The sequence below is a fragment of the Streptomyces rapamycinicus NRRL 5491 genome, from assembly GCF_024298965.1.
GTDB classification, from domain to species: domain Bacteria; phylum Actinomycetota; class Actinomycetes; order Streptomycetales; family Streptomycetaceae; genus Streptomyces; species Streptomyces rapamycinicus.
On the sequence record NZ_CP085193.1, the window covers coordinates 3,543,056 to 3,557,286 of the forward strand.

A 14,231-nucleotide genomic window follows, 5' to 3' on the forward strand; every position below is an offset into this window, starting at 1 on the left:
ATCGTTCGATCAGGCATCCGACCGGGAGCGCAGCACTCTCCTGGAAGGAATTCCATGACCGATCTGGTCATCCGTCCCCTCACCGAGGGCGACGCCCATCTGTTCCATGACCTACAGGTCCCCTCGCTCGTCGGCCGGGGCACCCTCGGCCACACCTATGCCACCGTCGGCCAGGGCGGCGAGTACCGCCCCGACTGGACCTGGGTGGCACTGCGCGAGGGGCGGGTAGTGGCCCGCGCCGCGTGGTGGGCCGGGCCGGAGGACTCCGCGCCCGTCGCGCTGGACTGGTTCGACTTCGCCGAGGGCGAGGCCGACGCCGCCGCCGAACTGCTGCGCACCGCACCGCTGCGCACCGAGTACACCCTGCTGGCCCCGCCCGGCTGGCGCGATCAGCCCAAGGTGCGGGCCGCCGCCCAGGCCCGTATCGACGCCGCCGTGGCGGGCGGGCTCACCCCGCTGGTCGAGCGCTACCGCTATGAGTGGACGCCGGATTGCGGACTGCCCGAGCGCCCGGGGCGGCTGGAGTTCCGGCCGGAGCCCGATGACGCGGCGATCGAGGACGCGCTGCGCCGCATCATGCCGGACACGCTCGACGCGCACGACCGGCGCGCCATCGCCCGGGGAGGTGTCGATGCCGCGGTGCGGGAGCTCATGGACATCCTCACCTGGTTCCCGTCGCCGCGCGAGTGGTGGCAGCTGGCCTGGACGCCCGGAGGGGAGCTGGTCGGCATCCAGGTGCCCGCGCGCAATCCGGGCGGGCTCTGCGTGGGCTACATAGGGGTCGTCGCCGAGCAGCGCGGCCACGGCTACGCGTACGACCTGCTCGTGGAGTGCACCCACGATCTGGTGGAGCAGGGGGCCACGAAGATCGCGGCGGCGACGGACCAGCCCAACCTCCCCATGGCCGCGCACTTCGCCAGGGCGGGGTATCCCATCACCCAGGAGCGCATCGACCTCGTCTGACCGCTGTCGCCCTGCTGCGCCGTCGGCGCCGCGTCCCGCAGCATGGTCGAGGACCGTAGCCAGGTCGAGGTGAGGAGACGCCAGTGCTGTTCGAGGTGTGGGCGCCGCACGCCGAGCGGGTCGGGCTCCATGTGGACGGGCGGGACCGCCCCATGGAGCCCGACCCGGGCCGCGCCGGGTGGTGGCGGGCCGAGGCCGGGGCCGGGCCCGGCACGCGGTACGGTTTCGCGCTCGACGACGGCCCGCCGCTCCCCGATCCGCGCTCCCGCCGCCAGCCGGACGGCCCGGAGGGGCTGAGCGCGGTGGTCGACCACTCCCGCTTCCGCTGGGAGCGGGAGTGGTTCGGGCGGCCACTGCCGGGCGCGGTCCTCTACGAGCTGCACATCGGCACCTTCACCCATGAGGGCACCTTCGACGCGGCGGCCGAACAGCTGCCGCACCTGGCCGAGTTGGGCATCACCCATGTGCAGCTGATGCCCGTCTGCCCGTTCCCCGGGACCCACGGCTGGGGTTACGACGGGGTGGCGCCCTGGGCGGTGCACGAGCCGTACGGCGGGCCGGAGGGGCTGGCGCGCTTCGTGGACGCCGCACACGGGCACGGCCTCGGCGTGGTCCTCGATGTGGTCCACAACCATCTGGGCCCCTCCGGGAACCACCTCCCGGCCTTCGGCCCGTACTTCACCGAAACCCACCACACCCCCTGGGGCGCGGCGGTCAACCTCGACGCGCCCGGCTCCGACGAGGTGCGCGCGTACTTCCTCGGCAGCGCGCTCGCCTGGCTGCGCGACTTCCGGCTGGACGGGCTGCGGCTGGACGCGGTGCACGCGCTGCGCGACACCCGGGCCCGGCACTTCCTGGCCGAGCTGTCGGCCGCCGTGGACGCGCTGGCCGCCCGCACCGGCCGTCCGCTGTTCCTCATCGGCGAGTCGGACCTCAACGATCCGCGCACCACCCTCCCGCGCGAGGCGGGCGGCCACGGTCTGCACGCACAGTGGAACGACGACTTCCATCACGCCCTGCACACATTCCTCACCGGTGAGCGGCAGGGCTACTACGCCGACTTCGCCGCCGAGGGGCCCGGGGCCCTGGTCAAGACGCTGATGGGCGGCTTCTTCCACGACGGCACCCATTCGGCGTTCCGGGGCCGCCGCCACGGCAGTCCGCTGAACACCCACACCACCCCCGCGCACCGGCTGCTCGGCTACGCCCAGACCCATGACCAGGTGGGCAACCGCGCGGTCGGCGACCGGCTCTCCGCCCGGCTCTCCCCCGGGCTGCTGGCCTGCGCGGCGGCCGTGGTGCTGTGCGCGCCCTTCACCCCGATGCTCTTCATGGGCGAGGAGTGGGGCGCCCGCACGCCCTGGCAGTACTTCACCGACCACCAGGATCCGGAGCTGGCCGAGGCGGTGCGGTCCGGCCGCCGCCGGGAATTCGCCGCCCACGGCTGGGCGGCGGGGGACGTGCCCGACCCCCAGGACCCGGCCACCCGGCTGCGGTCCTGCCTCGACTGGCGGGAACCGGAGCGGGAGCCGCACCGGGCGCTGCTCGACTGGTACCGCCGGTTGATCGCGCTGCGCCGCGCCGAACCGGCCCTGACCGACCCGACCTGGTCGTACACGGGCCTGTCCTCCGGTTCGGACGGCTGCTTCAGCTTTCAGCGCGGCCCGCTGCGGGTCCTGCTCAACCCGGGCGACCGGCCGGTCAAGACCTGGCTCGGGCCCCGGACCGGCGAGGTCACCGAGGTGGTGGCCGCCTGGCGGCGGATCGAGCTGCCGGGCCCGGACGGCATGCTGAGACTGCCGCCCGAGACCGCCGCCGTGCTGCGCTGCGGCTCACGATAGGGAGCGCGAGGCTCAGCTCTCCTCGGGGCTCAGCCGCAGCGAGATGGAGTTGATGCAGTACCGCTGGTCGGTCGGGGTGGGGTAGCCCTCGCCCGAGAAGACATGGCCGAGATGCGAACCACAGCGGGTGCACCGCACCTCGGTGCGGACCATGCCGTGCGAGCGGTCCTCGATCAGTTCGACGGCCGAGCTGTCCGCCGGGTCGTAGAACGACGGCCAGCCACAGTGGCTCTCGAACTTCGTCTCCGAGCGGAACAGCTCCGCCCCGCACGCCCGGCACGAGTAGACGCCGACCGTCTTGGAATCGGTGTACTCACCAGTGAAGGCACGCTCGGTGCCGGCCTCCCGCAGCACGTGGTACTCCTGCGGAGTCAGCTCCGCTCGCCACTGCTCCTCCGGCTTGTCGATCTCGTACGCCATGGGGACGGACCTCCTCAGTTCTCCGGGCTCTGCAGACGGGCGAGGATCTCCGGACCGAGGTCCGTCACATCGCCGGCGCCCATGGTGAGAACAAGGTCACCGGGCTTCGCCATTCCGGCGATCAGCTCGGGCACCGCGTTCCGGTCGTGCTCGGCGGTCACATCCGCCCCGTGGCGGGCCGCGGCGTCGATGATCAGAGCGCTGGTGACGCCGGGTACCGGGTCCTCCCGGGCGGGGTAGATGTCCAGGACCACGGAGGCGTCGGCGAGCGCGAGCGCCTCGCCCATCTCGGTGCCCAGCTCCTGGGTGCGGCTGAACAGATGCGGCTGGAAGACCACCAGCACCCGGCCCTCCCCGGCGCCGCCGCGGATCGCCTCGAGGTCCGCGGCGATCTCGGTGGGGTGGTGGGCGTAGGAGTCGATCACCTGCACCCCGGCCGCGGTGCCCTTGAGCTGGAGCCGCCGCTTGACGCCCGTGTACGAGGCGAGGGCGGGGGCCAGTTCGGCGGCCGGGACGTCGAGGGCGGCGCCCGCGGTGAGGGCGGCCACGGCGTTGAGCGCGTAGTGGCGGCCGGGGACGGAGACGGTGAAGGTGAGCTCCGCACCGCCCAGGGACTCCGCGAGCCGGACGGTGACCTCGCTGGTCAGCCCGTGCGCCTCGATGGCCAGGACTCGCACGTCCGCGCCCGCGTCCGCGCCGTAGGTGAGCACCCGCAGGCCGTCGCGCCCGCCGACCCGGGCGGTCAGCTCACGGGCGCCGGGGTGGTCGGCGGAGACCACCAGGGTGCCGCCGGGCCGGACCCGGCCGACGAAGGTCTGATACGACTCGTAGATCTCGTCCATCGAGGCGTAGTTGGCGTGGTGGTCGAGCTCCACATTGAGGATGATCGCCACCTCGGGCGCGTACTTGTGGAAGCTGCGGTCGCTCTCGTCGGCCTCGGCGACGAAGATCTCGCCCTCGCCGTGGAGGGCGCTGGAGCCGGGGGCGTCCAGATCGCCGCCGATGACGTACGACGGGTCCAGGCCGAGGGTGCGCAGCGAGACGGCCAGCATCGAGGTCGTGGTCGTCTTGCCGTGGGTGCCCGCGACGGCGATCGGCCGGGAGCCGTCCATCAGCGCGGCGAGCGCGTCGGAGCGGTGCACCACCGGGATGCCGCGCTCCCGCGCCGTGACCAGCTCCAGGTTGTCGTCGCGGATGGCGCTGGAGACGACGACGCTGGTGGCGTCGTCTGCGAGGTTCCCGGCGGAGTGGCCGATGTGCACCGTCGCGCCGAGCTCACGCAGCGCCCCGACGATCGGCGAGTCCTTGGTGTCGCTGCCCGAGACCCGCGCCCCGCGCATGGCGAGGACCTTCGCCACGCCCGACATCCCGGCGCCGCCGATGCCGATGAAGTGCGGTCGATCCAGCGTGTCGGAGGCGGTGCCGGCCGGTGCCATGTACGGGTCTCCCCTGGTTCGCGGTGTGTGCTGTCGGCCCGATTCTCGCACCCCCGGCGGCCCGCCCCGCCGATGGCCGGACGGGGCCGAGGTCGGGGTCGGGGCTCGACCGATGGCCACCGGGGCCAGGGCCGGGACCGGGACTGAGCCGATGGCCGCCCGGACCGGGGCCGGGGCCGGGGCTCAGCCGCCGGCCGAGGGCTGGTCCTCGTCCACCGCGTGCGCGAAGAGCTTCAACACCGGAACCCCCACCTTGTGGCGCGCCCGCGAGGCCCAGTCCCGGTGGAAGAACTCCTCCACGAAGTGCGGGGCGGTGAGCACGATCACCTCATCGGCCCGGGTCTCCTCCACCACCCCGCGCAGCACCTCCAGCGGACGGCGCTGGACGACATGGCCCCGGGCCCGGCTCCCGGCCGCCTCGAGCGCCGCCACCGAGTGGGTCAGCGCCTGCTCGGCGGGGGCCAGCGCCTCCTTGCCCTCCGGCTCGTCCCCCTCCTGGGCGGCCTGTTCCAGCTCGCCGAGGGCGATGTCGTCGATCGCGCGCAGCAGCCGGTCCTTGCTGCCCCGGGGCTGCATCAGGACGACGAAGGAGACCGGATCATCGCCGTGCAGGGTGGTGACGAATTCAACGTCGGCGGGGGTCAGGGGCTTCTCAATCATCAATACGCTCGTGAACACGGCGGATGCCCTTCTCCTTCGCGATCCCATTCGCGGGTTTACAGACGTTTTTATGAGTTATTGGTAAATCCGACGGTAGCGGGTGAAAAGAAACCCGGCTTCCTCCAGAACGGAAGCGAGAGTGAAGCGTTCCGGTTCCCCCAGTACGGGGCCGTTCATGATCCGCTTCGCGTCCCCCGCGGTGGCCAGGGGGGCCACCGCCAGACACAGCTCGTCCAGCACCCCGGCCGCCGCGAACTCCGCCAGCAGCGTGGGGCCGCCCTCGGTGAGCAGCCGGGTGTTGCCGAGTTCCGCGAGCGCGGCCACGATCGCCGCCGCGTCCACCCGCCCGGACGGCCCGGCCCCGGCGAAGACCACCTCGGCCCCCGCCGTACGGGCCGCTTCGATCCGCTCCTCCGCGGCCGTCGCGCCCGTGATCACGATCGTCGGGACCAGCGGCTCGGTGAACAGCGGCTGCGCGAAGTCCAGGTCCAGGCTCGCGCTCACGACGGCGATCGCGGGCGCGGGCGGCTGGCCGAGCGCCGCCCGCCGCTCGGCGAACGCCTCCCGGGCGCGTGCCGGGCGGTAGCCCTCGCGGCGCACGGTCTCCGCGCCCACGACGACGGCGTCGGCGAGCCCGCGCAGCACCCCGAAGATCCGCATGTCCGCGTCGGAGGACAGGGCCTTCGACCGGCCGTCGTGATGGGCCGCACCGTCCAGCGAGGACACCATGTTGGCCCGCAGCCAGGCGCCGGAGGGGCCGTGCGGCGGCTCCGGGTACGCATAGGCGTCGGCCAGTTCGCCGAGGGCCCATTCGCGGTCCGCGGCGGGCGTTTCGGCAGGTGCGGGGACAGGCACGGGGAACAGGCGTCGCATAGGCCGCAGTGTGACATGCCTCCCTCTCGGACAGTGGCCGGGTGAAGAGCGACTACCCTGGACATCCGTGTCTGCACCAACCACCGCATCCGGCTCGGCAGGCCGCATAGCCGCCGAAGCCAACGAAGCCCCCGCAGCCCTCACCGCCCGTGCGCCGCAGGTTCCGGCGGAGCGTCTGGTCGCCGAGATGGTGCCGCCGCCCCGCTTCGCCACCGTGAGCTTCGACAACTACATCACCGACCCCGGCCAGCCCAGCCAGGCCGAGGCGGTCGAGGCGCTGAGAGCCTTCGCCGCACGGCTCGGTGACGGCGCGGACGCGAAGGGCGGGCGCCGCAGGCACTGGTTCCGCCGGGCGGCCAAGCCCGCCGCGAGCGGCGGCCCGCGCGGGATGTACCTCGACGGCGGCTACGGCGTCGGCAAAACCCATCTGCTGGCCTCCCTGTGGCACGCCACCCCGGCCGCCCCCGAGCTGAAGGCGTTCGGCACCTTCGTGGAGCTGACGAACCTGGTCGGCGCGCTCGGCTTCCAGCAGACCGTGAAGACCCTGAGCGGGCACCGGCTGCTGTGCATCGACGAGTTCGAGCTGGACGACCCGGGCGACACCGTCCTGGTCTCCACGCTGCTGGGCAAGCTGGTCGAGGCGGGCGTGGCACTCGCCGCGACGTCCAACACGCTGCCCGGCAAGCTGGGCGAGGGCCGGTTCGCCGCGGCCGACTTCCTGCGCGAGATACAGGGGCTGTCCGCCCGCTTCCGTACGCTGCGCATCGACGGCGAGGACTACCGCCACCGCGGTCTGCCCGCGGCCCCGGCCCCGCACTCCGACGAGACGGTCACCCGGGCCGCGCACCACGTCCCCGGCGCCTCCCTGGACGACTTCCCCGCCCTGCTTGACCACCTGTCCCGGGTGCACCCCAGCCGCTACGGCGCGATGTGCGACGGCGTCCAGGCCGTCTGCCTGACCGGGGTCGCCCCGGTGCCCGACCAGTCCACCGCGCTGCGGCTGGTGGTGCTGGCGGACCGGCTCTACGACCGCGAGGTGCCGGTGCTGGCCTCCGGGATGCCGTTCGACCGGCTCTTCAGCGAGGAAATGCTGAGCGGCGGCTACCGGAAGAAGTACTTCCGGGCGATATCCCGGCTCACCGCCCTCGCCCGCGACGCGAAGGGGCTGGCCGACGCGTCGTACGCACGCTGATCGGGATCGGACAGTTCTCGCGCATCGCTGATCGAATGGTTCCCGCGCGCCCGCGCGCGTGATACACACATCCGGTCATCTTCTCTGTCCGCCAGCAGGGAGTTACCGCATGTCAGCGACACGACGTCAGCTTCTCGGCCGCACCGGCGCGCTGGGGGCCGCCATCGCCTTCACCGGCAGCGTCTCCGAGCTCTTCGCCGGAACGGCCGCGGCCGCCGAACCGGATTCCCCACCACTCGGCCGGGGTGGCTACGGCCCCCTGGTCCCCGACCCAGACGGACTGCTCGACCTCCCGGAGGGGTTCCGCTACCGGGTGCTCTCGCGCGAGGGCGACGAACTCCGCTCCGGCGAGGGCAAGGTCCCCAGCCACTGCGACGGCATGGCCGCCTTCCCGGGCCGCGCCGGCGGCCACCGCGGCCGTACGCATCTGGTCCGCAACCATGAGAACCGTCCGGACGCCGCGATCCGCGTCCCGGCCGTGAACGGCCTCACCTACGACCCGATGGGCCTGGGCGGCTGTACCGCGCTGGAGCTCGACTCCGGCAACCGCGTACTGTCCGAGCGGGTGGCCATCGCGGGCACCGCGGTCAACTGCGCGGGCGGCCCCACCCCCTGGCACACCTGGCTGACCTGCGAGGAGACCGAGGACCGGGCCGGTACGAACGGCTACACCAAGGACCACGGCTTCATCTTCGAGGTCGACCCCCACGATCCGCGCCGCACCGGCGCCGTGCCCCTCACCGCCATGGGCCGCTTCCAGCACGAGGCCATCGCGGTCGATCCGCGCAGCGGCGTCGTCTACGAGACCGAGGACGCCTTCGAGAAGCCCTTCGGGCTCTTCTACCGCTTCCGGCCGAAGAAGCCGCTCGGCGGCATCGGCTCGCTGCGCGCGGGCGGGGAGCTACAGGCGCTGCGGGTGCCGGGGGTGCCCGATCTGTCCACCATCCAGGAGCCGGGCACCACCTTCGACCGCGTCGAGTGGGTGGACGTCCCCGACCCGCTCGCCCGCGAAACCCCCATCCGCTTCCAGGACTTCGGCCCCGGAGGCATCACCCACGCCCAGAAGCTGGAGGGGTGCTACTGGGGCGGTACGTCGGTCTACTTCGTCTCCAGCTTCGCCAAGAGCGCGGACGGCTCGGCGGCCGACCACTTCGGCCAGATCTGGCGCTACGACCCCGACCGGAGGCGCCTCACGCTGGTGATCGTCTTCGGCCCCGAGACGGATGTCCAGCTCCCCGGCGAGTCCCCCGACAACATCACGCTCGCGCCCAGCGGCGGCCTGATGGTCTGCGAGGACGGCAACGGCGCACAGCATGTCTTCGGGGTGACCCGGCGCGGCGAGGTCTACGCGATGGCCCGGGGGCAGCAGAACATCGGCACCCCGGAGGAGCCGGAGTGGGGTGAGTTCGCGGGCGTCACCTTCGCGCCGGACCGCCGCACGATGTACGTGAACTGCTACACCCCGGGCACGACGTTCGCCGTGACGGGCCCCTGGCGTCGCTAGCGCCTGTGTCCGGACAGCGCCGCCAAGCAGATCGGCAGACGTTCGGCTGCGCCCCGAAGGGGCGCGGGGCTGTGTCGATATGCGGCTCCGCCGCGTGGGCGCGATCAGCCACGACCGCGCCGCAGACGATCGACGGCAGGTCAGGGCACTTCCAGCGAGCGCTCAGCCGGAGCACGCCGCGCGCTGGGCCTCCTGCCATTCGCAGACGGGGCACAGCGTCGCTCCGGGGCGCGCGGCGGGGTACTCGGTGGGCTCGCCGCACCGCACGCAGTCGGCGTACGGCGGGCCCTCGGGAAGGTCCGTACGGTCGTCCATGACCCGCAACCCTACGACCGGCGGGAGCTCAGCGCGCAGGCCAGCGCGGTCGCCCCGGCGGCGGCCGCGCCGGTCAGGGCCAGGGGCAGCAGGGGCATCGGCACGGTGCCGCTGTGCGAGCCGTCGACCAGCCCCGACACGGCCGCGTTCGCGGGCGAGGCACCGGCCACCGACACCAGCAGCGCGGCGAGCAGCGTGGCCGGGATCGCCCAGCCTGGGCGGCGCAGCAGCGGCCGGTTGCACAGCGCGCCGACGGCCGTGCCGAGCAGGGCGCAGGCGACCGCGGTGAGCAGCCCGGAGACGGTCGCCTCGGGTACGGGGATCGCGTGCAGGTGGTCCGCGGTGTACGGATCGCTGACCGCCGCGACGAACAGCGTCCCGGCGGTGCCGAGCACCAGCGCCGCGCCCAGCGCGGTCAGCACCGAGGCGAGGTGCACCCGGCCGGGCCCCACCGCCGCCGAGGCGCAGTCGCGGGCCGCGGCGGGCTCCTGGGTGACGCACACCCGCACCAGCCAGGCGGCGACGGGCAGCAGCGCGGCGGCGGCGTAGCCGAGCGAGTCGAGGATCGGCTGCCCGGTCTGCACCCCGATCCCCAGGAACGCCCCGTAGAGCAGCAGCGGCGGCAGCCAGCGGTGCGAGCGGGCCAGCAGGGCCGCCTGATAGCGCAGCAGCGCGGTCATGCCTTCTCCTCCGCCCCGTGGGCGGGCTCCTGGGTGTCGTTGTCTTCGAGGGTCGTCACCGCGCGGATGTGCCAGGGCGGGTCGGCGGTCAGGAGGGTGCGGAGCAAGGAATCGGAGTCGGCGGTGCCGACCTCGACCGTCAGCCGTACGCCCCGCCCCGCCGGACCGTCGGCCCCGCTCCCGTCCGCGGGCGCGGGACCGTGCTCACGCACCACCGCGCCCGCCAGCCCGGGCAGCCCGGCCCCCGGCCGTCCCTCGGCCTCCACCCGCACCCGCGGCCCGGCACCGGGCCCGTCCTGCGCCGCCGACGGCCGGACCGTGCCGTCCACCGGCTCCAGCCGGGTCTCGGCGACGCGCAGGACGCGGTCCGGGGCCCCGGCCAGGCGGCGTGGGTCGTGGTCGACGAAGACGACCGCGCCGCCGTCGGCGACGCGCTCGGCGACCGCCGTGTCCAGCACCCGCCGTGCGGCCTGGTCGAGGCCGGTCCACGCCTCGTCCAGGACCAGCAGGCCGGGGGCGGCCAGCAGCGCCTGTGCCACGGCGACCTTCTGGCTGGTGCCCTTGGACAGTTCGGCGAGCGGGGTGCCCGCGTAGCCGTCCGCGCCGAATCGCTCCAGCCACTCCCCCGCCCCGCGCGCCGCCGCGGCCCGGGACAGCCCGTGGATCCGGCCCAGGTGGGTGAGGTAGCCGAGGGCGGAGAAGGGCAGCTCGGCCGGGAACCGCTCGGGGACGTAGGCGGTGGGCGGGCGGCCGGTGATCCGGCCCGCGCTGGGGGCGTCGATCCCGGCGAGCAGCCGCAGCAGCGTGGACTTGCCGCTGCCGTTGCGCCCCTGGACACGGGTCAGCGAACCCGGCGGCACCTCAAGATCGACGCCCCGCAGCACCCAGGGTCCGCCCAGGCCGTAGCGGCGGCCGACTCCTCGCAGTCTCATGCCGGTTGAGCATAGGCGCGCCCCTCGGCACAGGGAGGCCCTCGGCACGCGGAGGCCCCGGGTCCGGTCCGGCGGAATCGTCGCGGTCCCGCGACGCCTGGCACGGCCCCTCCGGGCACAGGCGCGAAGATCCCGGACAGGGTCTGCCGACGGTCCTGGCACACTTGGCGCGTGACCAGCACCGACGCCGACACCGAGACCGGCACCGAGACCGGCGCCCGGACAACCGCTCACCAGGGCACCGGATCCGCCGCCCGCAGCAGCCCCTTCCGGCACGCAGAGATCGACCGGGACGCCGCGCCGCAGTTCGTCCTGCCCCTGGTGGTCCGGATCGAGAAGACCGCGCCCCCGGCCCGTACGGACGCCCTGGAGACGGCGGCGCGCGCGGTGCTGGTGCTGCTGTCGGACGAGCGGGCGACGGCCGACGACGGCGAATGGGCCCAGGCCGTACGGGACTGGCAGGACGCCCGGATCCGCAAGGTCGTACGGCGGGCGCGCGGCGCGGAGTGGCGGCGCGCGGCCGGGCTGCCGGGCATCACGGTCACGGGCCGGGCGCCCGACCACCCATACCCGGCCGAGGGCGTAAACGGGGACGAGCACGAGGACGGGCACGGGGACGGGTCTTTGCCGACGGCCGCCGAGGTGCGGGTGTTCCCGCCGGTGCCGCTGGACGGCTGGCCCAAGGAGCTGGCCAAGCTCCAGGTCTCCGGCACCGACCTGGACGACCCCGAGCCGCCGCCCGCCCCCGACCCCACCGGTCCGGTGCTGTGGCTGAGCCCCCATGTGGAGATGTCGGCGGGCAAGGCGATGGCCCAGGCCGGGCACGGCGCCCAGCTGGCCTGGTGGGAGCTGGACGACGCGGCGCGGGCGGCCTGGCGCGAGGCCGGGTTCCCGCTGGCGGTGCGTACGGCCTCGTCCGAGCGGTGGGACGAGCTCACCGCGAGCGGCCTGCCGGTGGTGCGCGACGCGGGGTTCACCGAGATCGCGCCGGGGTCCTGCACGGTGGTCGCGGACCACCCGGCGCTGCGGCGGCGCTGAGGCCGCCCGCGGCGCCGGGGGCCTGGAAGCCCGGGGACAGGCTCCAGGAGCCCAGGGCCGGACGGGGCCCCCGGGCTCCCCTCCGCACCCGGGGGAGCTATCCCTTGCGGCGACGGATCGCCCGGGTGACGACCGGCGGGAGCACATCGGCGGCGAACCGCCGGACCGCGGTGGGGCGGCGCGCCGCGGGTGCGGACGCCGGTGCGGTGGACGCGGAGCGCGGCTCGGGAGCCGGGTCGCGCGGCTCATGGGCGAAGCGGGAGGTGGGCGGGGCCGGGTTCGCGGGCTTCCCCGAGAACCGCAGCACCCTGCGGCCCGCGATCTCCTGCACGCTGGTGTGCATCCCCTTGCGCCACTCCTCGTCCGCGAGCATCTCGTCCTGGATCGGCTCCGGGTCGCCCCAGGTGCCGTAGAGCTTCTGTGTGGACAGGCAGATGGGCCGCAGGCCGCGGGTGAACACCGCCTCCCAGGTCGCGGCGGCCACGCCGGGGGTGTGCTCGGAGCGGAAGTCGTCGAGGACGACGAGGCCGTCGGGCACCAGCGTGTCGTGCGCGGTGTCGATGTCGCCCGCCACGTGCTCGTATAGGTGCGAGGCGTCCACGTGGATGAAGCGGCAGGTGTCCGCGCCGACGTGGTCGGGGACGACGGAGGTGGGGCCCTGGATGACGTTCGGCAGCTCGTCCCAGAAGGCCAGGTAGTTCTGCTCGAAGGCAGTGCGGGTCAGGGTGGAGTACGACTTGCGCGCCTCCGCCGCGTTCTTCTCGTCCGGCGCCTCGGCGTCGAAGAGATCACAGATCGTGAACCGCTCGTTCGCCCGCAGATAGGTGGCGGTGAAGATGGCGCTCTTGCCCAGGTAGGCACCCATCTCCATCAGGTCCCCGTGCTGGCCGAGGCGCTCCTGGCGGCTCAGAAAGCGGTCGAACAGCACTTGGTCGAGGCTGGGGAACCATCCCTTGACGTCATTGAGGCAGCGGGGACGCTGGGCCGCGGGGGCGGTGGTGACCGTCATGTGGCTCTCTGTTCGTCGATGGCGGCGGTCTTGAGAGACGTGTCCGGTTGAACGTGTCCGTTTGAACGTGTCCGGGAGCCCCAGGAAGACAGGCCTCGGGGAAGCGGGGTCCCAGGGGACGCGAGGGCGCCACGGTCGCAGTGAAAGGCAACGCGGGGCAGTCCCCCTTGTGACCATTCTGTGACCGCACCTCCTCCGGAAGGTCTTACGGAGCGGTGACGGAACGGCGCGGGGGCGGGCCCGGGCGCCCGCTCGGGCCTAGCGTCGCCCCCATGCGCGTACTGGTCACCGGAGGTGCGGGCTTCATCGGCTCGCACATCGTCACCGCCCTCGTCGAGCACGGCCATGAGCCGGTCGTCCTCGACGCCCTACTTCCCGCGGCTCATCCGACGGCCTCCCATCCGGCTCCGCCATCCGTGGACGGGGAGTGGATCCACGCCGATGTGCGGGACCGGGAGGCGGTCCTCGCGGCGCTGCGCGGAGTGGACGCCGTATGCCACCAGGCGGCGATGGTCGGTCTCGGCAAGGACTTCGCGGACGCCCCGGCCTATGTGGGCTGCAACGACCTGGGCACGGCGGTGCTGCTCGCGGCGATGGCCGAGCGCGGGGTGCGCGAACTGGTCCTGGCCGGGTCGATGGTCGTCTACGGCGAGGGGCGCTACGACTGCCGCCGCCACGGCCGGGTCCGCCCCGGCCCGCGCGCCGAGGCGGATCTCGCGGCGGGCCGCTTCGACCCCCTCTGCCCCGAGTGCGGCACCCCGCTGCGGCCCGGTCTGGTGGGGGAGGACGCACCGGCCGATCCCCGCAATGTGTACGCGACGACGAAGCTGGCCCAGGAACACCTGGCGGCGGCGTGGGCCCGGTCGGTGGACGGCCGCGCGGTGTCGCTTCGCTACCACAATGTGTACGGGCCGGGGATGCCGCGCGACACCCCCTACGCGGGCGTCGCCTCATTCTTCCGCTCGGCCCTGGCGCGCGGCGAGGCGCCCACGGTCTTCGAGGACGGGGGCCAGCGCCGGGACTTCGTCCATGTCCGCGACGTGGCCGCCGCCAATGTCGCCGCCCTGGAAGTGGCGCCGGAGGTGGTGGCCCCGGCCGCGCTGACCGCGTACAACACCGGCAGCGACGACCCCCACACGGTGGGCGAGATGGCCACGGCCCTGGCCACGGCGTTCGGCGGCCCCGCGCCCGTGGTGACGGGCGGCTACCGGCTGGGCGACGTCCGGCACATCACCGCGTCATCGCGCCGGATCCGAGAGCAGTTGGGCTGGCGCCCGGCGGTCTCGTTCCACGAGGGCATGACCGAGTTCGCCCGCGCCCCGCAACGCGCGGGGGTGTGAGGGAGGGGTGTGAGGGGAGCGGGGCCGC

At 73.8% G+C, this 14,231-nt stretch carries 14 protein-coding genes; 6 read left to right on the plus strand and 8 right to left on the minus strand.

The window, feature by feature from the left end:
- Nucleotides 1-54 precede the first annotated feature (54 nt).
- Together LIV37_RS14260 and treZ are read left to right on the plus strand one after the other, a co-directional pair.
- Nucleotides 55-963: a GNAT family N-acetyltransferase gene (locus LIV37_RS14260; protein ID WP_020867827.1), complete on the plus strand. Its 909-nt coding sequence runs from the start codon at nucleotides 55-57 to the stop codon at nucleotides 961-963.
- An 83-nt stretch (nucleotides 964-1,046) separates the two neighbouring features.
- Entirely contained in the window at nucleotides 1,047-2,804 is a 1,758-nt protein-coding gene (gene treZ / locus LIV37_RS14265; RefSeq protein ID WP_020867828.1) for a malto-oligosyltrehalose trehalohydrolase, read from the plus strand.
- Between the two features lie 12 nt (nucleotides 2,805-2,816).
- Here the strand turns inward: treZ and msrB are convergent, their stop codons facing one another.
- The 4 genes from msrB to LIV37_RS14285 all read right to left on the minus strand — a co-directional run bounded on the left by msrB (nucleotide 2,817) and on the right by LIV37_RS14285 (nucleotide 6,193).
- Nucleotides 2,817-3,224 (minus strand): peptide-methionine (R)-S-oxide reductase MsrB, encoded by a 408-nt coding sequence (gene msrB, locus LIV37_RS14270; protein WP_020867829.1) that lies wholly within the window; start codon nucleotides 3,222-3,224, stop codon nucleotides 2,817-2,819.
- Nucleotides 3,225-3,238: 14 nt separating this feature from the next.
- Nucleotides 3,239-4,660 carry a UDP-N-acetylmuramate--L-alanine ligase gene (gene murC, locus LIV37_RS14275; protein ID WP_020867831.1) on the minus strand — a complete coding sequence of 474 codons (1,422 nt, stop codon included), beginning with the start codon at nucleotides 4,658-4,660 and terminating at the stop codon, nucleotides 3,239-3,241.
- Nucleotides 4,661-4,843: 183 nt separating this feature from the next.
- Entirely contained in the window at nucleotides 4,844-5,320 is a 477-nt protein-coding gene (locus LIV37_RS14280) for a hypothetical protein (protein ID WP_020867832.1), read from the minus strand.
- Between the two features lie 75 nt (nucleotides 5,321-5,395).
- On the minus strand, nucleotides 5,396-6,193 hold the full coding sequence (locus tag LIV37_RS14285; RefSeq protein WP_020867833.1) for a pyrimidine reductase family protein: 798 nt from the start codon (nucleotides 6,191-6,193) through the stop codon (nucleotides 5,396-5,398).
- A gap of 106 nt (nucleotides 6,194-6,299) precedes the next feature.
- Here LIV37_RS14285 and zapE point away from each other — a divergent pair, with 106 nt between their 5' ends.
- Nucleotides 6,300-7,385, plus strand: a complete 1,086-nt coding sequence (gene zapE, locus LIV37_RS14290; protein ID WP_121826048.1) for a cell division protein ZapE — start codon at nucleotides 6,300-6,302, stop codon at nucleotides 7,383-7,385.
- Between the two features lie 109 nt (nucleotides 7,386-7,494).
- Nucleotides 7,495-8,889, plus strand: a complete 1,395-nt coding sequence (locus LIV37_RS14295) for an alkaline phosphatase PhoX (protein ID WP_020867835.1) — start codon at nucleotides 7,495-7,497, stop codon at nucleotides 8,887-8,889.
- Between the two features lie 162 nt (nucleotides 8,890-9,051).
- Here LIV37_RS14295 and LIV37_RS14300 read toward each other — a convergent pair whose 3' ends face one another.
- The 3 genes from LIV37_RS14300 to LIV37_RS14310 are packed head-to-tail and all read right to left on the minus strand — an operon-like array spanning nucleotide 9,052 to nucleotide 10,816.
- Nucleotides 9,052-9,204 carry a hypothetical protein gene (locus LIV37_RS14300; protein ID WP_020867836.1) on the minus strand — a complete coding sequence of 51 codons (153 nt, stop codon included), beginning with the start codon at nucleotides 9,202-9,204 and terminating at the stop codon, nucleotides 9,052-9,054.
- Between the two features lie 11 nt (nucleotides 9,205-9,215).
- Nucleotides 9,216-9,884, minus strand: coding sequence for a hypothetical protein (locus LIV37_RS14305; protein WP_020867837.1), 669 nt, complete (start codon nucleotides 9,882-9,884; stop codon nucleotides 9,216-9,218).
- The gene (locus tag LIV37_RS14310; RefSeq protein WP_121825483.1) at nucleotides 9,881-10,816 is read right to left on the minus strand and encodes an ABC transporter ATP-binding protein; all 936 of its coding nucleotides are present in this window, start codon (nucleotides 10,814-10,816) and stop codon (nucleotides 9,881-9,883) included. Before LIV37_RS14310 ends, LIV37_RS14305 begins: the two co-directional genes overlap by 4 nt.
- Nucleotides 10,817-10,987: 171 nt before the next feature.
- On the opposite strand from LIV37_RS14310, the gene LIV37_RS14315 reads away from it, so the two are divergent.
- Nucleotides 10,988-11,854 (plus strand): peptidyl-tRNA hydrolase, encoded by an 867-nt coding sequence (locus LIV37_RS14315; protein WP_020867840.1) that lies wholly within the window; start codon nucleotides 10,988-10,990, stop codon nucleotides 11,852-11,854.
- 97 nt (nucleotides 11,855-11,951) lie between these two features.
- On the opposite strand, the gene LIV37_RS14320 is transcribed toward LIV37_RS14315, so the two are convergent.
- Nucleotides 11,952-12,863 carry a class I SAM-dependent methyltransferase gene (locus LIV37_RS14320; protein WP_020867841.1) on the minus strand — a complete coding sequence of 304 codons (912 nt, stop codon included), beginning with the start codon at nucleotides 12,861-12,863 and terminating at the stop codon, nucleotides 11,952-11,954.
- Nucleotides 12,864-13,135: 272 nt separating this feature from the next.
- On the opposite strand from LIV37_RS14320, the gene LIV37_RS14325 reads away from it, so the two are divergent.
- Nucleotides 13,136-14,203: an NAD-dependent epimerase/dehydratase family protein gene (locus LIV37_RS14325; protein ID WP_020867842.1), complete on the plus strand. Its 1,068-nt coding sequence runs from the start codon at nucleotides 13,136-13,138 to the stop codon at nucleotides 14,201-14,203.
- Nucleotides 14,204-14,231 lie beyond the last annotated feature (28 nt).